Annotated in this window: 13 protein-coding genes and 1 pseudogene; 13 read left to right on the top strand and 1 reads right to left on the bottom strand. The window is 39.7% G+C overall.

Annotated features, from left to right (window positions below):
* Position 1: 1 nt before the first annotated feature.
* From L6410_RS09110 to sufB, 3 genes are all read left to right on the top strand, one after another.
* Complete coding sequence (locus L6410_RS09110) at positions 2–1,228, top strand: cysteine desulfurase (protein ID WP_237395370.1); 1,227 nt, start codon at positions 2–4, stop codon at positions 1,226–1,228.
* Positions 1,215–1,655 (top strand): Fe-S cluster assembly sulfur transfer protein SufU, encoded by a 441-nt coding sequence (sufU, locus tag L6410_RS09105; protein ID WP_160863728.1) that lies wholly within the window; start codon positions 1,215–1,217, stop codon positions 1,653–1,655. The genes L6410_RS09110 and sufU overlap by 14 nt, the downstream gene beginning before the upstream one ends.
* Before the next feature lie 375 nt (positions 1,656–2,030).
* The gene (gene sufB, locus L6410_RS09100; protein WP_237395369.1) at positions 2,031–3,446 is read left to right on the top strand and encodes a Fe-S cluster assembly protein SufB; all 1,416 of its coding nucleotides are present in this window, start codon (positions 2,031–2,033) and stop codon (positions 3,444–3,446) included.
* A gap of 367 nt (positions 3,447–3,813) precedes the next feature.
* On the opposite strand, the gene pbp3 is transcribed toward sufB, so the two are convergent.
* Positions 3,814–5,055 carry a D-alanyl-D-alanine carboxypeptidase PBP3 gene (gene pbp3, locus L6410_RS09095; RefSeq protein ID WP_237395368.1) on the bottom strand — a complete coding sequence of 414 codons (1,242 nt, stop codon included), beginning with the start codon at positions 5,053–5,055 and terminating at the stop codon, positions 3,814–3,816.
* A 211-nt stretch (positions 5,056–5,266) separates the two neighbouring features.
* Here pbp3 and L6410_RS09090 point away from each other — a divergent pair, with 211 nt between their 5' ends.
* The 10 genes and pseudogenes from L6410_RS09090 to L6410_RS09045 all read left to right on the top strand — a co-directional run bounded on the left by L6410_RS09090 (position 5,267) and on the right by L6410_RS09045 (position 17,231).
* Positions 5,267–7,057, top strand: coding sequence for an oligopeptide ABC transporter substrate-binding protein (locus L6410_RS09090; protein ID WP_237395367.1), 1,791 nt, complete (start codon positions 5,267–5,269; stop codon positions 7,055–7,057).
* Positions 7,058–7,315: 258 nt separating this feature from the next.
* Positions 7,316–8,335 (top strand): ABC transporter ATP-binding protein, encoded by a 1,020-nt coding sequence (locus tag L6410_RS09085; RefSeq protein ID WP_172024807.1) that lies wholly within the window; start codon positions 7,316–7,318, stop codon positions 8,333–8,335.
* Positions 8,336–8,337: 2 nt separating this feature from the next.
* Positions 8,338–9,279: an ATP-binding cassette domain-containing protein gene (locus L6410_RS09080; RefSeq protein WP_029749427.1), complete on the top strand. Its 942-nt coding sequence runs from the start codon at positions 8,338–8,340 to the stop codon at positions 9,277–9,279.
* Between the two features lies 1 nt (position 9,280).
* On the top strand, positions 9,281–10,237 hold the full coding sequence (opp4B, locus tag L6410_RS09075) for an oligopeptide ABC transporter permease (protein ID WP_024391408.1): 957 nt from the start codon (positions 9,281–9,283) through the stop codon (positions 10,235–10,237).
* A gap of 13 nt (positions 10,238–10,250) precedes the next feature.
* Entirely contained in the window at positions 10,251–11,153 is a 903-nt protein-coding gene (locus L6410_RS09070) for an ABC transporter permease (RefSeq protein WP_024391409.1), read from the top strand.
* 154 nt (positions 11,154–11,307) lie between these two features.
* Positions 11,308–12,800: pseudogene (gene thrC, locus L6410_RS09065) on the top strand (threonine synthase).
* A 103-nt stretch (positions 12,801–12,903) separates the two neighbouring features.
* Positions 12,904–14,172: an MATE family efflux transporter gene (locus L6410_RS09060; protein WP_237395366.1), complete on the top strand. Its 1,269-nt coding sequence runs from the start codon at positions 12,904–12,906 to the stop codon at positions 14,170–14,172.
* 928 nt (positions 14,173–15,100) lie between these two features.
* A complete protein-coding gene (locus L6410_RS09055; RefSeq protein WP_000420682.1) occupies positions 15,101–15,415 on the top strand; it encodes a YdcP family protein in 315 nt (104 codons plus the stop codon).
* Positions 15,416–15,430: 15 nt separating this feature from the next.
* The gene (locus L6410_RS09050) at positions 15,431–15,817 is read left to right on the top strand and encodes a YdcP family protein (RefSeq protein ID WP_000985015.1); all 387 of its coding nucleotides are present in this window, start codon (positions 15,431–15,433) and stop codon (positions 15,815–15,817) included.
* Positions 15,818–15,845: 28 nt separating this feature from the next.
* Positions 15,846–17,231: an FtsK/SpoIIIE domain-containing protein gene (locus L6410_RS09045; RefSeq protein WP_237395365.1), complete on the top strand. Its 1,386-nt coding sequence runs from the start codon at positions 15,846–15,848 to the stop codon at positions 17,229–17,231.
* The last annotated feature ends 144 nt before the right edge of the window (positions 17,232–17,375 follow it).

The following is a 17,375-nucleotide window of genomic DNA, read 5'->3' as shown; positions in this document are numbered from 1 at the left end:
TATGAAGGAATTGAATAGTATTAGCAAGGATTTTCCAATTTTAGACCAGTTTGTCAATGATGAGCCCTTGATTTATTTGGATAATGCTGCGACCACCCAAAAACCTCAGCAGGTTCTGGACGTACTTGCTGATTACTATCAACAGGATAATGCCAATGTTCACCGAGGGGTGCATACCCTTTCAGAACGGGCAACAGCTCGGTATGAAGCTGCTCGTCAAACGGTTGCAGATTTTATTCATGCAAAATCAAGCAAGGAAATTCTCTTTACTCGCGGAACAACAACGAGTTTAAACTGGGTTGCTCAGTTTGCTAGAGAAATTCTACAGCCAGACGATGAAGTAATCATTTCCGTCCAGGAGCATCATTCAAATATCATTCCTTGGCAACAAGCCTGTCAACAAACCGGTGCACAGCTCCGCTATGTTTATCTACGAGATGGTGAAATTGATGTAGAACACTTGAAATCACTTTTGTCTTCTAAAACTAAGTTTGTCTCCATTGCCCATATTTCCAATGTTTTGGGGGCAATTGCACCCATTAAGCAAATTGCAACTTTGGTACACGAAGTAGGAGCTTATTTGGTAGTGGATGGGGCACAATCAACTCCACACATAGCTATTGATGTTCAAGAGTTAGATGTTGATTTCTTTGCTTTTTCAGGCCACAAGATGTTAGGACCAACTGGAATAGGGGTTCTTTATGGTAAAGAAGAGATTTTGAACCAGATGTCTCCTGTTGAATTTGGTGGTGAGATGATTGACTTTGTCTATGAGCAATCAGCTACGTGGAAAGAATTACCATGGAAGTTTGAGGCAGGAACTCCGAATATAGCAGGTGCGATTGGTCTTGCAGCAGCGATTGATTATTTGAATCAAATTGGTATGGATAGAGTTCGTGAGCATGAAGAAGAACTCATTACCTATCTTTGGCCGAAACTAAAGGCTATTCCTGGTTTAACAATATATGGAAGTCAAGATGTAGCCAAAAGAACTGGACTTGTTGCCTTTAACTTAGATCAATTACATCCTCACGATGTGGCTACGGCTCTGGATTATGAAGGAGTTGCCGTGAGAGCAGGACACCATTGTGCTCAGCCTCTACTCAAGTATTTGCAGGTACCTGCTACAGTTCGAGCAAGTTTCTACATATACAATACAAAGGCTGATTGTGACAAGTTGGTCGAGGCTTTGATAAAGACGAAGGAGTTTTTCAATGGCCCTATCTAGATTAGATTCTCTTTATATGGCAGTTGTGTCTGAACACTCCAAGTCGCCTCATCACCATGGGAGTTTGGACGGAGTGGAAAAGCTAGAACTTCACAATCCAACCTGTGGAGATGTGATCGAATTATCTGTCAAAGTTGAAAATGGTGTTATAACAGACATTGCGTTTGATGGAGAAGGGTGCACTATTTCAACTGCATCGGCTTCAATGATGACAGATGCCGTTATTGGAAAAGAAAAGCTACACGTGCAAGAATTAGCAGAAGTCTTTTCACAAATGGTCCAAGGTCAAAAAGATGAACGCCAAAAGGAGCTGGAAGATGCCTCATTATTAGCTGGTGTCGCAAAATTCCCTCAACGCATCAAATGTGCTACTTTACCATGGAATGCCCTGAAGAAAGCACTGGAACGTAGTGAGAGTGCTGACTGAGCACCAATATCAGTCATATAGTTTTTCTTTTATTACTTCGACGAAAGAGGAAACTCTGTTTCCTTATTTCCAACTTCAAACACTCCACTGGACGATTGAATTTGCTTGCAGCTTTTGATGCGAACTTAGTTCACTCCATTTCCAACCTCTAACTGTCTCCCAGACAGTTAGAGCTAGTACTAAAAGTAAACTAAGGGACTATAAATAAACAAAAAACGAAAATCATACAGAAAGGATTGTTCAGTTTCTGATTGGGATTGAAATTGAACTCGCCCTAAAAGCTTTTGAAAAAAGATAAATCTCCTCGTGTGTTTGCACACGAAGTTGATTTCCTATTTTTCATTTGCTTTCTTAAGGGGCTTAGTATCTTATATTATGTCAGAAGAAAGAATTGAACCAACCCCGATTGATCTTGGGGAATACAAATTTGGATTCCATGATGAAAACGTGGAACTGGTGGCTTCGACTGGTAAGGGGTTGAACGAAGAAGTTATTCGTGAAATGTCCCGTATCAAAGGCGAGCCTGAATGGATGTTGGACTTCCGTTTGAAATCCTATGAAACCTTCAAGAAAATGCCGATGCAGACTTGGGGAGCCGACTTGTCTGAACTAGATTTTGATGATATTGTTTACTATCAAAAACCGTCGGATAAGCCAGCACGTAGCTGGGATGATGTACCAGACAAAATCAAAGAAACCTTTGAACGCATCGGTATTCCAGAAGCTGAGCGTGCTTATCTGGCAGGTGCTTCTGCCCAGTATGAATCAGAAGTGGTCTACCACAACATGAAGGAAGAGTACGACAAGCACGGCATTATCTTTACAGATACAGATACAGCGCTTAAGGAACACCCTGAACTCTTCAAAAAATACTTTGGAAAACTCGTTCCACCGTCAGATAATAAACTAGCTGCCCTCAACTCAGCGGTTTGGTCAGGCGGGACCTTCATCTATGTACCAAAAGGCGTTAAATTGGATATTCCACTCCAAACCTACTTCCGTATTAACAATGAAGGAACAGGTCAGTTTGAACGTACCCTCATCATCGTAGATGAAGGTGCAAGCGTTCACTACGTGGAAGGCTGTACCGCTCCGACTTACTCAACGGCCAGCCTCCACGCTGCCATTGTGGAAATCATTGCCCAAGAAGGTGCCTATATGCGGTACACGACCATTCAAAACTGGTCTGACAACGTTTATAATTTGGTAACCAAGCGTGCCCGTGCTGAGAAAAATGCTACAGTTGAGTGGATTGACGGTAACCTTGGTGCTAAGACGACCATGAAATACCCTGCGGTTTACTTGGAAGGCGAAGGAGCCCGCGGAACTATGTTGTCAATAGCTTTTGCCAATAAAGGACAAGTCCAAGATACAGGTGCTAAGATGATTCACAATGCACCACGGACTTCATCTTCTATCGTATCCAAATCTATTGCCCGTGGCGGTGGGGAAGTGAATTATCGTGGCCAAGTAACCTTTGCTAAAAATTCAGCCAAATCGATTAGCCACATTGAATGTGATACAATTATTATGGATGGAATTTCTAAATCAGATACAATCCCATTCAATGAAATTCACAACTCGCAGGTGGCCCTCGAACACGAAGCCAAAGTATCAAAAATATCAGAAGAACAGCTTTACTATCTCATGAGCCGAGGCCTATCCGAATCCGAAGCCACAGAGATGATTGTCATGGGCTTTGTCGAACCATTCACCAAAGAACTCCCAATGGAATACGCAGTCGAACTCAACAGACTGATTGCCTATGAAATGGAGGGCTCGGTTGGTTAGATTTTTGGCAATTTAGCAAACATGAGTTTGCTAAAAGCCAAAAAATCTCCAACCGAGGTGGGAGATAGGGTGCGACGGAAGTCGCTCTTCTTTATAACCTTATAACAATTCTGTGCCTTCCACGCTCGTCATTTTCTGTAAGAAAATGATATGTAGTAAGGAGTTCCGCAGGAACTCTCTCCAACTCAATATCCAACCGAGGTAGGAGATGAGGAGTAGCGATGCTACTCTACATTAAAATGCCAACGCTCCTAATAAAAAAACGCATAAAATCACCTGTTCCTATGAAAGAACGATGGTTTATGCGTTTTTTTATAGGAATTGTTTCAAAGTATGTTGAAAAATGAGCATCCCCATTTTAAAATGATTATAATTTTTCATTGACATATCTCACAAATTGATTCCACCAAGAGACTGGCCAAGGAGCTGTCTTGATTGTAGTTGGTATTACCATATCAATTTGGGCTATGTTGTCAAGATAGCCTACACCTATTAAATCGTTATCAACAATTTTTAGTTGCCCCACAACAGTTCCAGACGTGATAGGTGCATCAAATTCAGTCTGATTAGAGGTGAAAGTGGCAGTAACGGGTTGTTCAGAGGTATTCTTTTGAATAGCAAGTAAGTCGGCGGTTGCAACGGCAGGACTGGATGCTTTAGTACCATTAAATAGTTTAGCAGAGCTATTCTCAAAAGCTTCACCCTTTTTTACAAGAGTAATAGCTGAGTAATTATTATAGACATAATTCATCAGGTTATTTGTTTCTACAAAGCGATTATCTGAATTTGTCAACCCATCAGTAGCATTTAGTACCACTGTAATAATTCTCATATTGGCTTGAGTTGTCGTGGCTACAAAACTTGATCCAGCTGAATTAGAGGTACCTGTTTTCAAACCATCAACACCACCACGAGCGTGAGTCCCCTCGCTAAGCATTTGATTTGTACTATAGTAGGTATAGCCACCAAAATCGTAGGCATTCAATGAAGTGATATTTAAGACTTGGGGATAGTCCAGAATTAGATGTCTTGCAATAATTGCTACGTCTAAAGCAGAAAATTGATTGGAGTCATCAGGTTTTGAACTAGGGTAGATATTCTCTCCTAAGTCAGAATTATCAAGACCAGAAGTATTGACTATCGTTGCATCAGTGATTCCCCATTCGGCAACTTTGGCTTTCATTTTATCAACAAACGCAGCTTCACTACCAGCAATTTTCTCAGCTAACGCAATAATCGCACTATTAGAAGAAGTAATCAGAGATGCATTCAGCAAATCGCTGACAGAATAAGAGCGGGCATCAAGGTTTACATTGCTCAATTCTGTATTGGCAGTTAAGCTATATGGATAGTCTGATATATCCACCATAGTATCTAATTGAATCTCCCCTTTTTCTAAAGCCTCATAAACCAAGTAAACACTCAGCAACTTACTGATGGAAGCAATGCTAGCAGGTGTTTGGGCATCTTGTTCATATAAAACCTTGCCTGTTGAAACTTCTACTGCAATAGCATGTTTGGCAGCAACTGAAAAATCCTCAGCAAGTACAGGGGTGATGCCAAGAAAAAGAGTGAACATAGTTAGCAGTGTTAAAAATAATTTACGCATTATGAATCCTTTAACCTCATTTCTTTACCATTATATCACAAGAATTGTGAGAAAAAATCTGAAAATATATAGAAAAAGATTAGAAAATACTGAAAAATCTGTTTTTTTAAAAATTTTCTGACAAAAAGACGTGATTTAAGAAAATTTTATGATATAATAATTCCATAAGACATTATACTAAATGTCGAATTATATGAAACAGAGGTGTTCTATGAAAAAGACGACTAAATTATTTGCTCTAGCGGGTGTAACGCTTCTTTCGGCATCTGTACTTGCTGCGTGTGGTTCTAAATCTTCTTCTAGCTCTGAGACAGCAGAGTTATCTTTCCCATCTGAAGTAAAACAAGACGGAACAGCAGTGTCTGACGCTCAGTTGAAATACGCATGGGTATCACCAACAACTTCATCAGGTCTCTTGATTGACGAGTTGACTGAAAATACAACTGACTCAACATTTGGTGGTTTTGTTGATATTTCACTGTTCGGTTACGATGGAGATCGTAAGTTGGATGATTCTGGTCTTGCTAAAGCTGAATTTGATGTAGAAGGTAAGAAAATCACAGTTAGCTTGACTGGTAAAGACTACAAGTGGTCAGATGGTGAACCATTTACTATCGATGATTACATCTTTACTATCAAGTCAATGGCAAGCAAAGACTATACAGGTGTTCGTTTTGATGATAAATTCTTGAACATTGAAGGTATGAAAGAATTCGTTGCTGGAACAGCTTCTGACATCTCTGGTCTTAAGAAAATTGATGACTACACAGTGGAATTGACTGTAAAAGAAATGTCACCTTCAATGATGTATGCAGGTGGTGATGTCCCAGCCTTTATCCAACCAGAACACATCTATAAAGACATCCCTGTTGCAGACTGGGAAAAGAGCGAGTACTCACGTACAGCTAAACTTGTTGGTATGGGACCTTGGAAAATCAAGGAAATCGTAAACGGTGAGTCTATCACTTACGTACCAAACGAATACTACTTCAAGGGACAACCAAAAACAAGCTCATTAAAGGTTGATATTGTATCTCCAGATACAATCGTTTCTGAGATGAAAGCTGGTAACTATGACATCGCTGAGATGCCTGTTGACCAGTTGGATTCATACAAGGATGCTTCTAACTTGAATATCGTTGGTCAGTTAGACTCAGCTTATGAATATATCTCATTCAACCTTGGTAAATATGACGAGTCTGCTGAGAAGAACGTCATGGATGAAAATGCTAAGATGAATGATGTGAAACTTCGTCAAGCGATTGCCTATGCGATTGATACCAAGACAGCGGGAGAGTCATTGTATAATGGTCTTTACCACCCTGCAAAATCATTGATTATCTCATTCTTCGGCGATATTCATGATTCAGAGTTGGAAGGTTATTCATACGATCCTGAAAAAGCGAAAAAACTCTTGGATGAAGCTGGTTACAAAGACGTAGATGGCGATGGTATCCGTGAAGGCAAAGACGGTAAGGAATTCAAGATTACCTTTGCTGCTCGTAAACGTACTGAAGCTAACGAAGCACTTGTACAACAGTACATTGCTTGGTGGAAAGAAGTTGGATTGAATGTTGAACTCTACACAGGCCGTACAGTTGAAATCAATACATTCTACGAAGCTGTTCAAGCAAATGATCCTGCTATTGATATGTACGCTGGTGGTTGGTCAACAGGTTATGATCCAAACCCAACAGGTACTTGGGGACCTATCGCTGCCTTTAACATGTCACGCTTCGTGTCTGATGAAAACACTAAATTGTTGAATGCAATTAGCTCAACAGAATCATTTGATGATAAGAAAAATGTTGAGAACTATAAGGCTTGGCAAAAATATGCTTACGAACAAGCATTTGCTATTCCAACATTTGAATCTGAAAAGGTTACAGCACTTAACAAACGTGTGAAAAACTATGACACTAACTATGGTTCAGCTTCAGGAAACGGTTTTGCTTATGAGGGTATCGAACTTACAGCTGATAAAGGTGTAGCAGCTGAATAAGGTTGAGTTTTAATAATAATCTGAAAAAAGCCAACTCGTTTGGCTTTTTTCAGATAACTATTGGAATTTTCAGATAGTTATGGTATAGTAGATAAGGTATACTAAATACGAACGTTTCGTTTTTTGAGCAAAGGTAACCGTTTACATGTTTAATGAAACACTTGATTGATTAGTATAACTTGTTATCAAATTGGCTGACCATATTCTTCAGGAAATTGAATTTTGTAAGTATTAGTATTGAATAGGTTTGGTTAGCTGATGAAAAAAGGAGGAGAAAGCGTGGCTACTGAAAAAAAGCTTTTGGACATTAAAGATTTGCATGTCGGTTTCCGTATTGGAGATGACTATTTTGATGCTGTTGATGGTGTTGATATTTCATTGCAAAAAAGTGAAATTTTGGCAATCGTTGGGGAATCAGGATGTGGTAAATCAACTTTAGCAACAACAATTATGGGGTTACACAATCCCTTGAATACCAAAATTACAGGGAGCATCCAGTACAATGATATGGAATTAATTGGAATGGATGAAGCTGAGTATAATAAGGTTCGTGGTAATGATATTGGAATGATTTTCCAAGATCCGTTAGCGTCTTTGAATCCATTGATGACAATTGGGGCACAAATAGATGAAGCGCTTTTCTATCATACTGATTTGGATGCAAATGCCCGCACGGAACGTGTGCTAGAATTATTGGCTCAAGTTGGTATTCCAAATCCAAAGCGTACATTTAAACAATATCCACACGAATTATCGGGTGGTATGCGTCAGCGTATTATCATCGCAATGGCATTGTCATGTAAACCACCAATTATCATTGCAGACGAACCTACGACAGCATTGGATGTTACAATTCAAGCACAAATTTTGGATCTTTTAAATGATATTCAGGCAGAGACAGGATCAGGTATTATTTTGATTACTCATGACTTGGGTGTAGTAGCCGAAACTGCAGATCGAGTTGCGGTTATGTATGGAGGTCAATTTGTCGAGGTAGCTTCAGTAGAAGAACTTTTTACAAATCCAAAACATCCATATACTCGTTCACTCTTGAAATCAAATCCACAAACAGGTAGTGAGGGTGGAGAACTTCATGTAATTGAAGGAATTGTACCACCAATTACAAAAATGCTTCGTACAGGTTGTCGCTTTGCTCCACGCATTCCATGGATTGGTGCAGAAGCACATGAAGAAAATCCTAGCATGCATGAGGTAGGTCCGAATCATTTTGTTCGTTGCACCTGCCATGAGACATTCTATTTTGAAGGGGAGGCCTAATAGTGGGATTTATTGAAGTAAAAGATTTGAAAGTCCATTATCCAATTCGTAGTGGCTTCTTCAACCGTGTTACAGACTATGTTTATGCTGTAGATGGTATTAATATTGAGTTTGATGAAGGTAAAACGTATGGTTTAGTTGGTGAATCAGGATCAGGAAAATCAACCATTGGTAAGGCAATTATTGGTTTGGAACGTGCGACCTCAGGTCAGATTTTCTATGAAGGAAAAGATGTAACGAATAAGTCTCGTGGTAAGAAAGGCAACTTTAACCGCGATGTTCAAATGATTTTCCAAGATTCACTTTCTAGTTTTAATCCTAAAAAACGTATTTTGGACATTATTGCAGAGCCAATTCGTAATTTTGATCGTCTTTCACCCGATGAAGAAAAGAGAAAAGTTCTTCAATTGTTGGACACAATTGGTTTAAATGAAGAAGCACTCATCAAATATCCTCATGAATTCTCAGGTGGTCAACGCCAACGTATTGGTGTTGCACGTGCTTTGGCAAGTAACCCTCGATTAATAATTGCAGATGAGCCTGTTTCTGCCTTGGACCTATCTGTTCAAGCGCAAGTATTGAATTATATGAAGCGCATCCAAGATGAATTCAAGCTAAGCTATTTATTTATTTCCCACGACCTTGGTGTTGTACAACACATGTGTGATGAGCTATTCATTATGTATCGCGGTCGTTTTGTTGAAACAGGAAATAAGAGTGATATCTATACGAATCCTCAACACATTTACACCAAACGATTGTTGTCTGCTATTCCGTCGATTGATCCAGTTAATCGTCTAAAGAATAAAGAAAAGCGTTTGGCTGCTGAAAAAGAATATCAAGAAATGCAAGGTCATTACTATGATGAAAACGGTCGTGTGTATGATTTAAAAGCCTTTTCGGCAACTCATCAGGTAGCCCTTCCAGAAGGAGGTAAGAACTAAGATGTGGAAAACAATATTACGTCGTTTGCTCATGATGATTCCGCAAATTATTATTTTGAGTGTCATTGCTTTCTTTGTTGCTAAGATGATGCCAGGTGATCCGTTTACAGGTATGATTGATCCAAACATTGACCCTGCAATTATTGAACAAAAACGTATCGCAGCGGGGTATTATGATCCAATCCATATTCAGTATTTCCGTTGGGTTGGTAATTTATTGCAAGGTGATTTTGGTCAAAGTATCCTATTTAAACAACCTGTTATTGATGTGATTATGCAACGTTTGAATAACACAATTTGGTTGTCGCTTTTAACCATGGTATTGACCTATCTTATTGCACTCCCGTTGGGGATGATAGCGGGTCGTTATCAAAACTCATTGGCAGATAAAATTATTGGTGTATATAACTTCTTGACTTTCTCTACTCCAATCTTTGTATTTGCGATTCTTATGCTATGGATGTTTGGTTTTAGTCTAGGATGGTTCCCAACCCGGGGATCTATTGGAGGTGGCGTAGAAGGATTCGCAGCTATATTGAGTCGCCTGCACCATATGATTCTCCCTGCAATTACGATGGCTATTCTGTCGACGACGGTCACAATTCAATATCTCCGTACAGGAATTATTGATGCAAAAAGTCAAGATTATGTACGTACAGCGCGAGCTAAAGGGGTTCCAGAGAGAGTGGTTTATAACCGACATATTTTCCGTAACTCCATTCTGCCGATTGCGTCATTCTTAGGCTATGAATTGACTGGTTTAATCGGGGGTTCAATCTTTATCGAAAATATTTTTACCTATCCAGGTATTGGTCAATTGTTCTTCAATTCTATCTCAAGCCGTGACTATAGTGTCATCTTGGCTCTCTTGTTAATTTTTGGTATGGGTACCTTGCTGGGGACATTGATTTCAGATATTATCATGAGTATTGTAGACCCACGTATCCGTGTGAAATAGAAGGAGGAGAATGGTGAGTAAAGATAAGAAAAAACAAGAACAATCAGCTTCAACTCCTCCGGGTGGTTTCCGTGTCATTGTCCGAGAGTTTACGAAGGATAAGCTTGCATTAGCTTCATTCTTTATCTTGGTCACAGTTCTATTGGCAGTCTTTATTGGTGCCTTAGTATTGGATCAGGAACAAGTTATGAAAGTAAATCTATTAGGACGCTACTTGGAACCAGGGGTTGATGGACATATTTTAGGAACCGATGAAGGCGGTAAGGACATTTTTGGTCAGTTAATCATCGGAGCACGCAATTCAATTGTAATAGGTTTTACTATAACAATCATTACTAGTATAGTAGGTATCTCAATCGGTCTCATTTCGGGTTATTATGGAGGTCGTTTGGATGGCTTCTTAATGCGTATAGTAGACTTTATCATGATTTTACCAGTTACAATGCTTATTATTGTATTCGTAACTGTAATCAAAGATTATACTATTTATCATTTCATTTTAATAATGAGTGCATTCTACTGGACAGCTAAGGCTCGTCTCTTCCGTACAAGGACTTTGTCAGAGGCAAGTTTGGATTATGTAAATGCATCTAAAACATTGGGAACAAGCGACTTCATGATTATGTTCCGTGAAATTTTGCCAAACTTAAGTTCATTGATTATCGTCAACCTGACCTTGAACTTTGCTGGGAATATCGGTATTGAGACTTCATTGACTTATCTTGGTTTCGGTCTACCATCGACAGTACCAAGTTTGGGGACCTTGATTGCCAATGCTCGTAATGCAGATATTTTAGAGAATAAGACATGGATTTGGCTACCAGCAGCTATATTCATCCTTGTGATGATGCTCTGTATCAACTATGTCGGTCAAGCTTTCCAACGTGCAGCTGATGCTAGACAACGTTTAGGATAAAATAGATATAAAAATTCAAAATCAATGCGATTTTGGATTTTTTTGTTTCATCGTTAAGAAATTCTAGTAAATGAAGGAACAATTTCTCATATCTTGCCAATTTTCTGTCAATTTATGGTAGAATAGAAAAAATAGATTTTTTACGAGGGATACCATGACATTAGTATATCAATCAACACGTGATGCCAATAATACCGTATCAGCAAGTCAAGCCATTTTACAAGGGTTGGCTACTGATGGTGGGTTGTTTACCCCTATTTCCATGCCAAGGGTTGAGTTGGATTTTTCTGTACTCAAAGATGCTTCTTATCAAGAAATTGCCAAGTTGATTTTGTCGGCTTTTTTGGATGATTTTACGGCAGATGAGCTGGACTACTGTATCAACAATGCCTACGATAGCAAGTTTGACACGCCAGCTATTGCCCCAGTTGTCAAACTAAAAGGCCAGTACAACTTGGAACTTTTCCGTGGCTCAACTATTGCCTTTAAGGACATGGCCCTGTCTATCTTGCCTTATTTGATGACGACAGCGGCTAAAAAACATGGTCTGGAAAATGAGATTGTCATTTTAACTGCAACGTCAGGTGATACAGGTAAGGCTGCTATGGCCGGCTTTGCGGATGTACCAGGTACACAAATCATCGTCTTCTACCCACGCGACGGGGTATCTAAAGTCCAAGAATTGCAGATGACTACGCAGACGGGGGCTAATACCCACGTGGTGGCCATTGATGGTAACTTTGACGATGCTCAGACTAATGTGAAGCACATGTTCAATGATGAGAATCTTCGTGCCAAGTTGGTGGCTAAGAAACTCCAGTTTTCATCAGCCAACTCCATGAACATCGGTCGCTTAGTGCCACAGATTGTTTACTATGTTTATGCCTACGCTCAGCTGGTTAAGACTGGTGAGATTGTGGCGGGTGACAAGGTCAATTTCACCGTTCCGACAGGGAATTTTGGGAATATCTTAGCGGCTTACTATGCTAAGCAGATTGGTCTTCCAGTTGGCAAGCTCATCTGTGCTTCCAACGACAACAATGTCCTAACCGACTTCTTCTCAACTGGCGTTTACGACAAGAACCGTACTTTCCGCGTGACCACTAGTCCATCTATGGACATTTTGGTCTCATCAAACTTGGAGCGTTTGATTTTCCACCTCTTTGGTAATGACGCTGTCAAAACAGCGGAGCTGATGGACGCCTTGAACACAGCTGGTCAGTATGACATACAAGGGGCTGACGCGGATATTTTATCTTTCTTTGTTGCTGCCTTTGCGACAGAAGAAGAAACTGCTGCAGAAATCAAACGTGTTTATGACGAGTCAGGCTATATTGAAGACCCACATACGGCTGTAGCATCTGCAGTTTATAAGAAATATGTACAGCAAACTGGTGATCAGACCCCAACAGTAATTGCTTCAACAGCTAGTCCGTACAAGTTCCCTGTGGTTGCGGTTGAAGCTGTGACTGGTCAGTCAGGTTTAACTGACTTTGAAGCTCTTGCAAAATTACATGAGATTTCAGGTACAGCCTTGCCACCAGCTGTAGATGTGTAGATGGTTTGGAAACTGCACCGGTTCGTCACAATACCGTTGTTGCAGCTGCGGATATGCAAGCAGAAGTAGAACGATATTTGGGTGTTTAATTCATGGATATTTTTATACAAACTGTTTAAACGACAGTTTGTTTTTTAAAGTAAAAATATTTAATTGAGTTGATGTTGATACCACAAAAATGAATTGGAGAATATGAACAAAAAGATTTGCAAAGAACTAATATCAATTGCCTTTCCTGCAATGGGCGAAAGCCTTCTTCAAATGTTGATGGGGATGGTGGATTCCTATTTGGTCGCCAGTCTTGGAATCGTAGCTTTATCTGGCGTATCGATTGCGAATAATCTATTAGCCGTCTATCAGGCGGTTTTTATTGCGTTAGCTGCAGCCGTTTCATCCCAATTGGCCCATGTTTTAGGAAAAGAGAAAGGAATGCAGATTACTGCCATTGTCACCGATAGTGTCAAGCTGACTGTTTATGTAGGTGTATTTCTGGGTATTTTAGCGGTTATACTAGGTCCAACATTGCTGACTAGCTTGGGGGCAGAACGTGAGGTAGCTCAACTTGGTGGTCTCTATTTGATCTTGGTCGGGGGTAGTATTTTGTTACTGGGACTTATGACCTGTTTGGGTGGAATTCTGAGAACTCTTGGTCAACCTCGTTATCCAATGTATATTAGTATATTTTCAAATCTCCTAAATGCCGTATTTTCGGCCATTGCAGTTTTTGTACTCCATACAGGGGTTGCCGGAGTTGCTTTTGGAACGATATTGTCAAGAATAGTCGGGTGCGGTCTACTTTGGTCACGCCTATCGATCTCTATTAAACCAAGTACTTGGTCTGTTGATAAAGAGTTAGTTAGGCTTGCTCTACCTGCTATTGGCGAACGGTTGATGATGAGAGCAGGTGATGTAGTCATTGTTGGAATGATTACTGGTTTGGGAACGGCTGTTGTTGCTGGAAATGCAATTGGAGAAACCATTACTCAATTTAACTATATGCCCACCTTAGGAATCTCAGTAGCAACGCTTATTATGACTGCAAAGAGTAGGCAAGATTCGTTAGCTGTTCAACGGATTTATCGAATTGGTCTTGGACTCTCGCTGATTTTTATGTTCGTGATAGGAGGCATTAGTTACTTAGCAGGACCTTTTCTAATTAGTCTTTTCACGATGGATGTTCAAGTGGCACAAGCTAGTCAGACAGTCTTGCTCTATTCTGTCCTTGGGGTACCTTTTACAGCAGCAGCTCTTGTCTTTACAGGACTTTGGCAAGGTATGGGCAATGCTCGACTACCTTTTTATGCGACTGGTATAGGCATGTGGGTGGTGCGAATAGGTCTAGCATATTTTCTAATAAAAAATTATCAATTGGGCTTGCCTAGTATTTGGCTTGCAACGATAGTAGATAATGCCTTTCGAGCAAGTTTGTTATATGTTCGCTTCCGATACTCCACAGGATGATTTGCTTTTTAAGGTTTGCATAAGAAATCTTTTAGTTCTGTTTAAGTTTTGAGAGCTATAGTATCTTCAAGCTAGAAATAGCAAACAAATTCTTTTTCATATAATCTCCTAGAAAGCAGTCGACGATGGTCGGCTGTTTTCGTGTCTTAGGTTGTTTGAAGATAATCGAGCATTCTTTAAGTTTTGCATAAGAAATCTTTCAGTTCTGTTTAAGTTATGGGGGCTATACTATCTTCAAGCTAGAAATAGCAAACAACTTCTTTTTCATATAATCTCCTAGAAAGCAGTCGGCAATGGTCGGCTGTTTTCGTGTCTTAGGTTGTTTGAAAACAATAGAGCATTCTTTAAGTTTTGCATAAGAAATCTTTCAGTTCTATTTAAGTTATGAGAGCTATACTATCTTCAAGCTAGAAATAGCAAACAACTTCTTTTTCATATAATCTCCTAGAAAGCAGTCGGCAATGGTCGGCTGTTTTCGTATCTTCAATTCTTTTGTAAAAATGGTATAATCCCATCTTTGACAGTTTGAAACGACAAAAACCTCCCTAACCCTATGCATATCAAGGGTTTAGAGAGGTTTTCTTTTTATATCAAAAATAGCATAAAAATCTAGTTATCCGCATAAAAACTGGACTTATCACACTTTATCAAGGTCAAAACCACTCAATTTACTACTAATTTACTACTTATGAATGAGCTTTGATACGACGATTTATCCTTGAAAAGTGAAGATATAAAGATACTTCCAATAAAATTTGAATATTTAATAGGTAGACACTTCAAAAAATGAGGTGTCTATTTTTTTACCCGATTTTGAAAGGAAGTGAACTTATGAAAACAAAAAATCAAGAATCAAAAGGTCGTTCCCCACTCTTTAAGACCATCAAACATTCATTCAGCCAATAAAAAAGAAAGGATAGGTAAAAATATGGAACTTAAATTTGTGATTCCCAACATGGAAAAAACATTCGGCAATTTAGAATTTGCTGGCGAGGATAAAGTCGTTCAGCGAAGAATCAACGGACGGCTAACTGTCTTATCAAGAAGCTATAATCTCTATTCTGATGTTCAAAGAGCAGATGATATTGTGGTGGTGCTTCCTGCTGAAGCTGGCGAAAAACATTTCGGCTTTGAGGAACGTGTGAAGTTAGTCAATCCACGTATTACCGCAGAGGGCTACAAAATCGGCACTCGTGGTTTTACAAATTACCTTTTACATGCTGACGACATGATAAAAGAATAAAGAAAGAGAGGAAAAATGATGAGATTAGCAAATGGCATTGTATTAGATAAAGACACGACTTTTGGAGAATTGAAATTCTCTGCTCTACGTCGTGAAGTGAGAATCCAAAATGAAGACGGGTCGGTTTCAGATGAAATCAAGGAACGTACCTATGACTTAAAATCCAAAGGACAAGGACGCATGATTCAAGTAAGTATTCCTGCCAGCGTGCCTTTGAAAGAGTTTGATTATAACGCACGGGTGGAACTTATCAATCCCATTGCGGACACCGTTGCTACTGCCACCTATCAAGGAGCAGATGTTGACTGGTATATCAAGGCAGACGATATTGTGCTGACAAAGGATTCTAGTTCATTCAAAGCTCAACCACAAGCAAAGAAAGAACCGACACAAGACAAATAGTCGCTAGGTAGAAAGGAGACTTTTTCGCATGAAACAGCGTGGTAAAAGGATTCGCCCATCTGGTAAAGATTTAGTCTTTCATTTTACGATAGCGTCACTCCTGCCTGTTTTCCTGCTGGTTGTCGGACTGTTTCATGTGAAGACAATCCAGCAGATCAACTGGCAGGATTTTAACCTATCACAAGCAGATAAGATTGACATTCCCTATTTAATTATCAGTTTCAGTGTCGCAATTCTTATCTGCTTGCTGGTAGCGTTTGTATTCAAACGGGTTCGCTATGATACGGTTAAACAACTTTACCACCGTCAAAAACTGGCAAAGATGATACTTGAAAACAAGTGGTATGAATCTGAACAGGTCAAAACAGAGGGTTTCTTTAAAGATAGTGCTGGTCGTACAAAGGAAAAGATAACCTACTTCCCTAAAATGTATTATCGACTTAAAAATGGCTTGATACAGATACGGGTGGAAATCACGCTGGGAAAATATCAAGACCAACTCTTACACTTGGAAAAGAAATTAGAGAGTGGCTTGTACTGTGAGCTGACGGATAAAGAGTTAAAGGATTCCTATGTGGAATATACTTTGATCTATGACACCATAGCCAGTCGTATTTCTATTGATGAAGTAGAAGCTAAAGATGGTAAACTTCGCTTAATGAAAAACGTATGGTGGGAATATGATAAGCTCCCTCATATGTTGATTGCTGGTGGTACAGGTGGCGGTAAAACTTACTTTATACTGACACTGATTGAAGCCTTGCTTCATACAGATTCAAAACTGTATATTCTTGACCCGAAAAATGCTGATCTTGCGGACTTAGGTTCTGTGATGGCAAATGTCTACTATAGAAAAGAAGACTTGCTTTCTTGCATTGAAACATTCTATGAAGAAATGATGAAACGTAGTGAGGAAATGAAGCAGATGAAGAACTATAAGACTGGCAAAAATTATGCTTACTTAGGTCTCCCGGCACACTTCTTAATCTTTGATGAATACGTCGCTTTCATGGAAATGCTGGGAACAAAAGAAAACACCGCAGTTATGAATAAGCTGAAACAGATTGTCATGTTAGGTCGTCAAGCTGGCTTCTTTCTAATACTGGCTTGTCAACGTCCAGACGCAAAATATTTAGGCGACGGAATCCGTGATCAGTTTAATTTCAGAGTGGCTTTAGGTCGTATGTCTGAAATGGGCTATGGCATGATGTTTGGCAGTGACGTACAAAAGGATTTCTTCTTAAAGCGAATCAAAGGTCGTGGCTATGTTGATGTAGGAACAAGTGTCATATCAGAGTTTTATACTCCCCTTGTACCAAAAGGATATGATTTCTTGGAGGAAATTAAAAAGTTATCCAACAGCAGACAGTCCACGCAGGCGACGTGCGAAGCGGAAGTCGCAGGTGTGGACTGATCTTGCTGGCTGGTGTGGCAATAGCCACGCCAGCACTTAACCCCCCGTATCTAACAGGGGGGTACAAATCGACAGGAAACAGTCAAAAAAACATTAGAAAATCCTTTGGTTACAAGGGATTTACAAAATTTCAGCGTATGTCAA

The organism is Streptococcus parasuis (assembly GCF_021654455.1).
Taxonomy (GTDB): domain Bacteria; phylum Bacillota; class Bacilli; order Lactobacillales; family Streptococcaceae; genus Streptococcus; species Streptococcus parasuis.
This window is presented reverse-complemented; position numbering and strand designations above follow the sequence as displayed.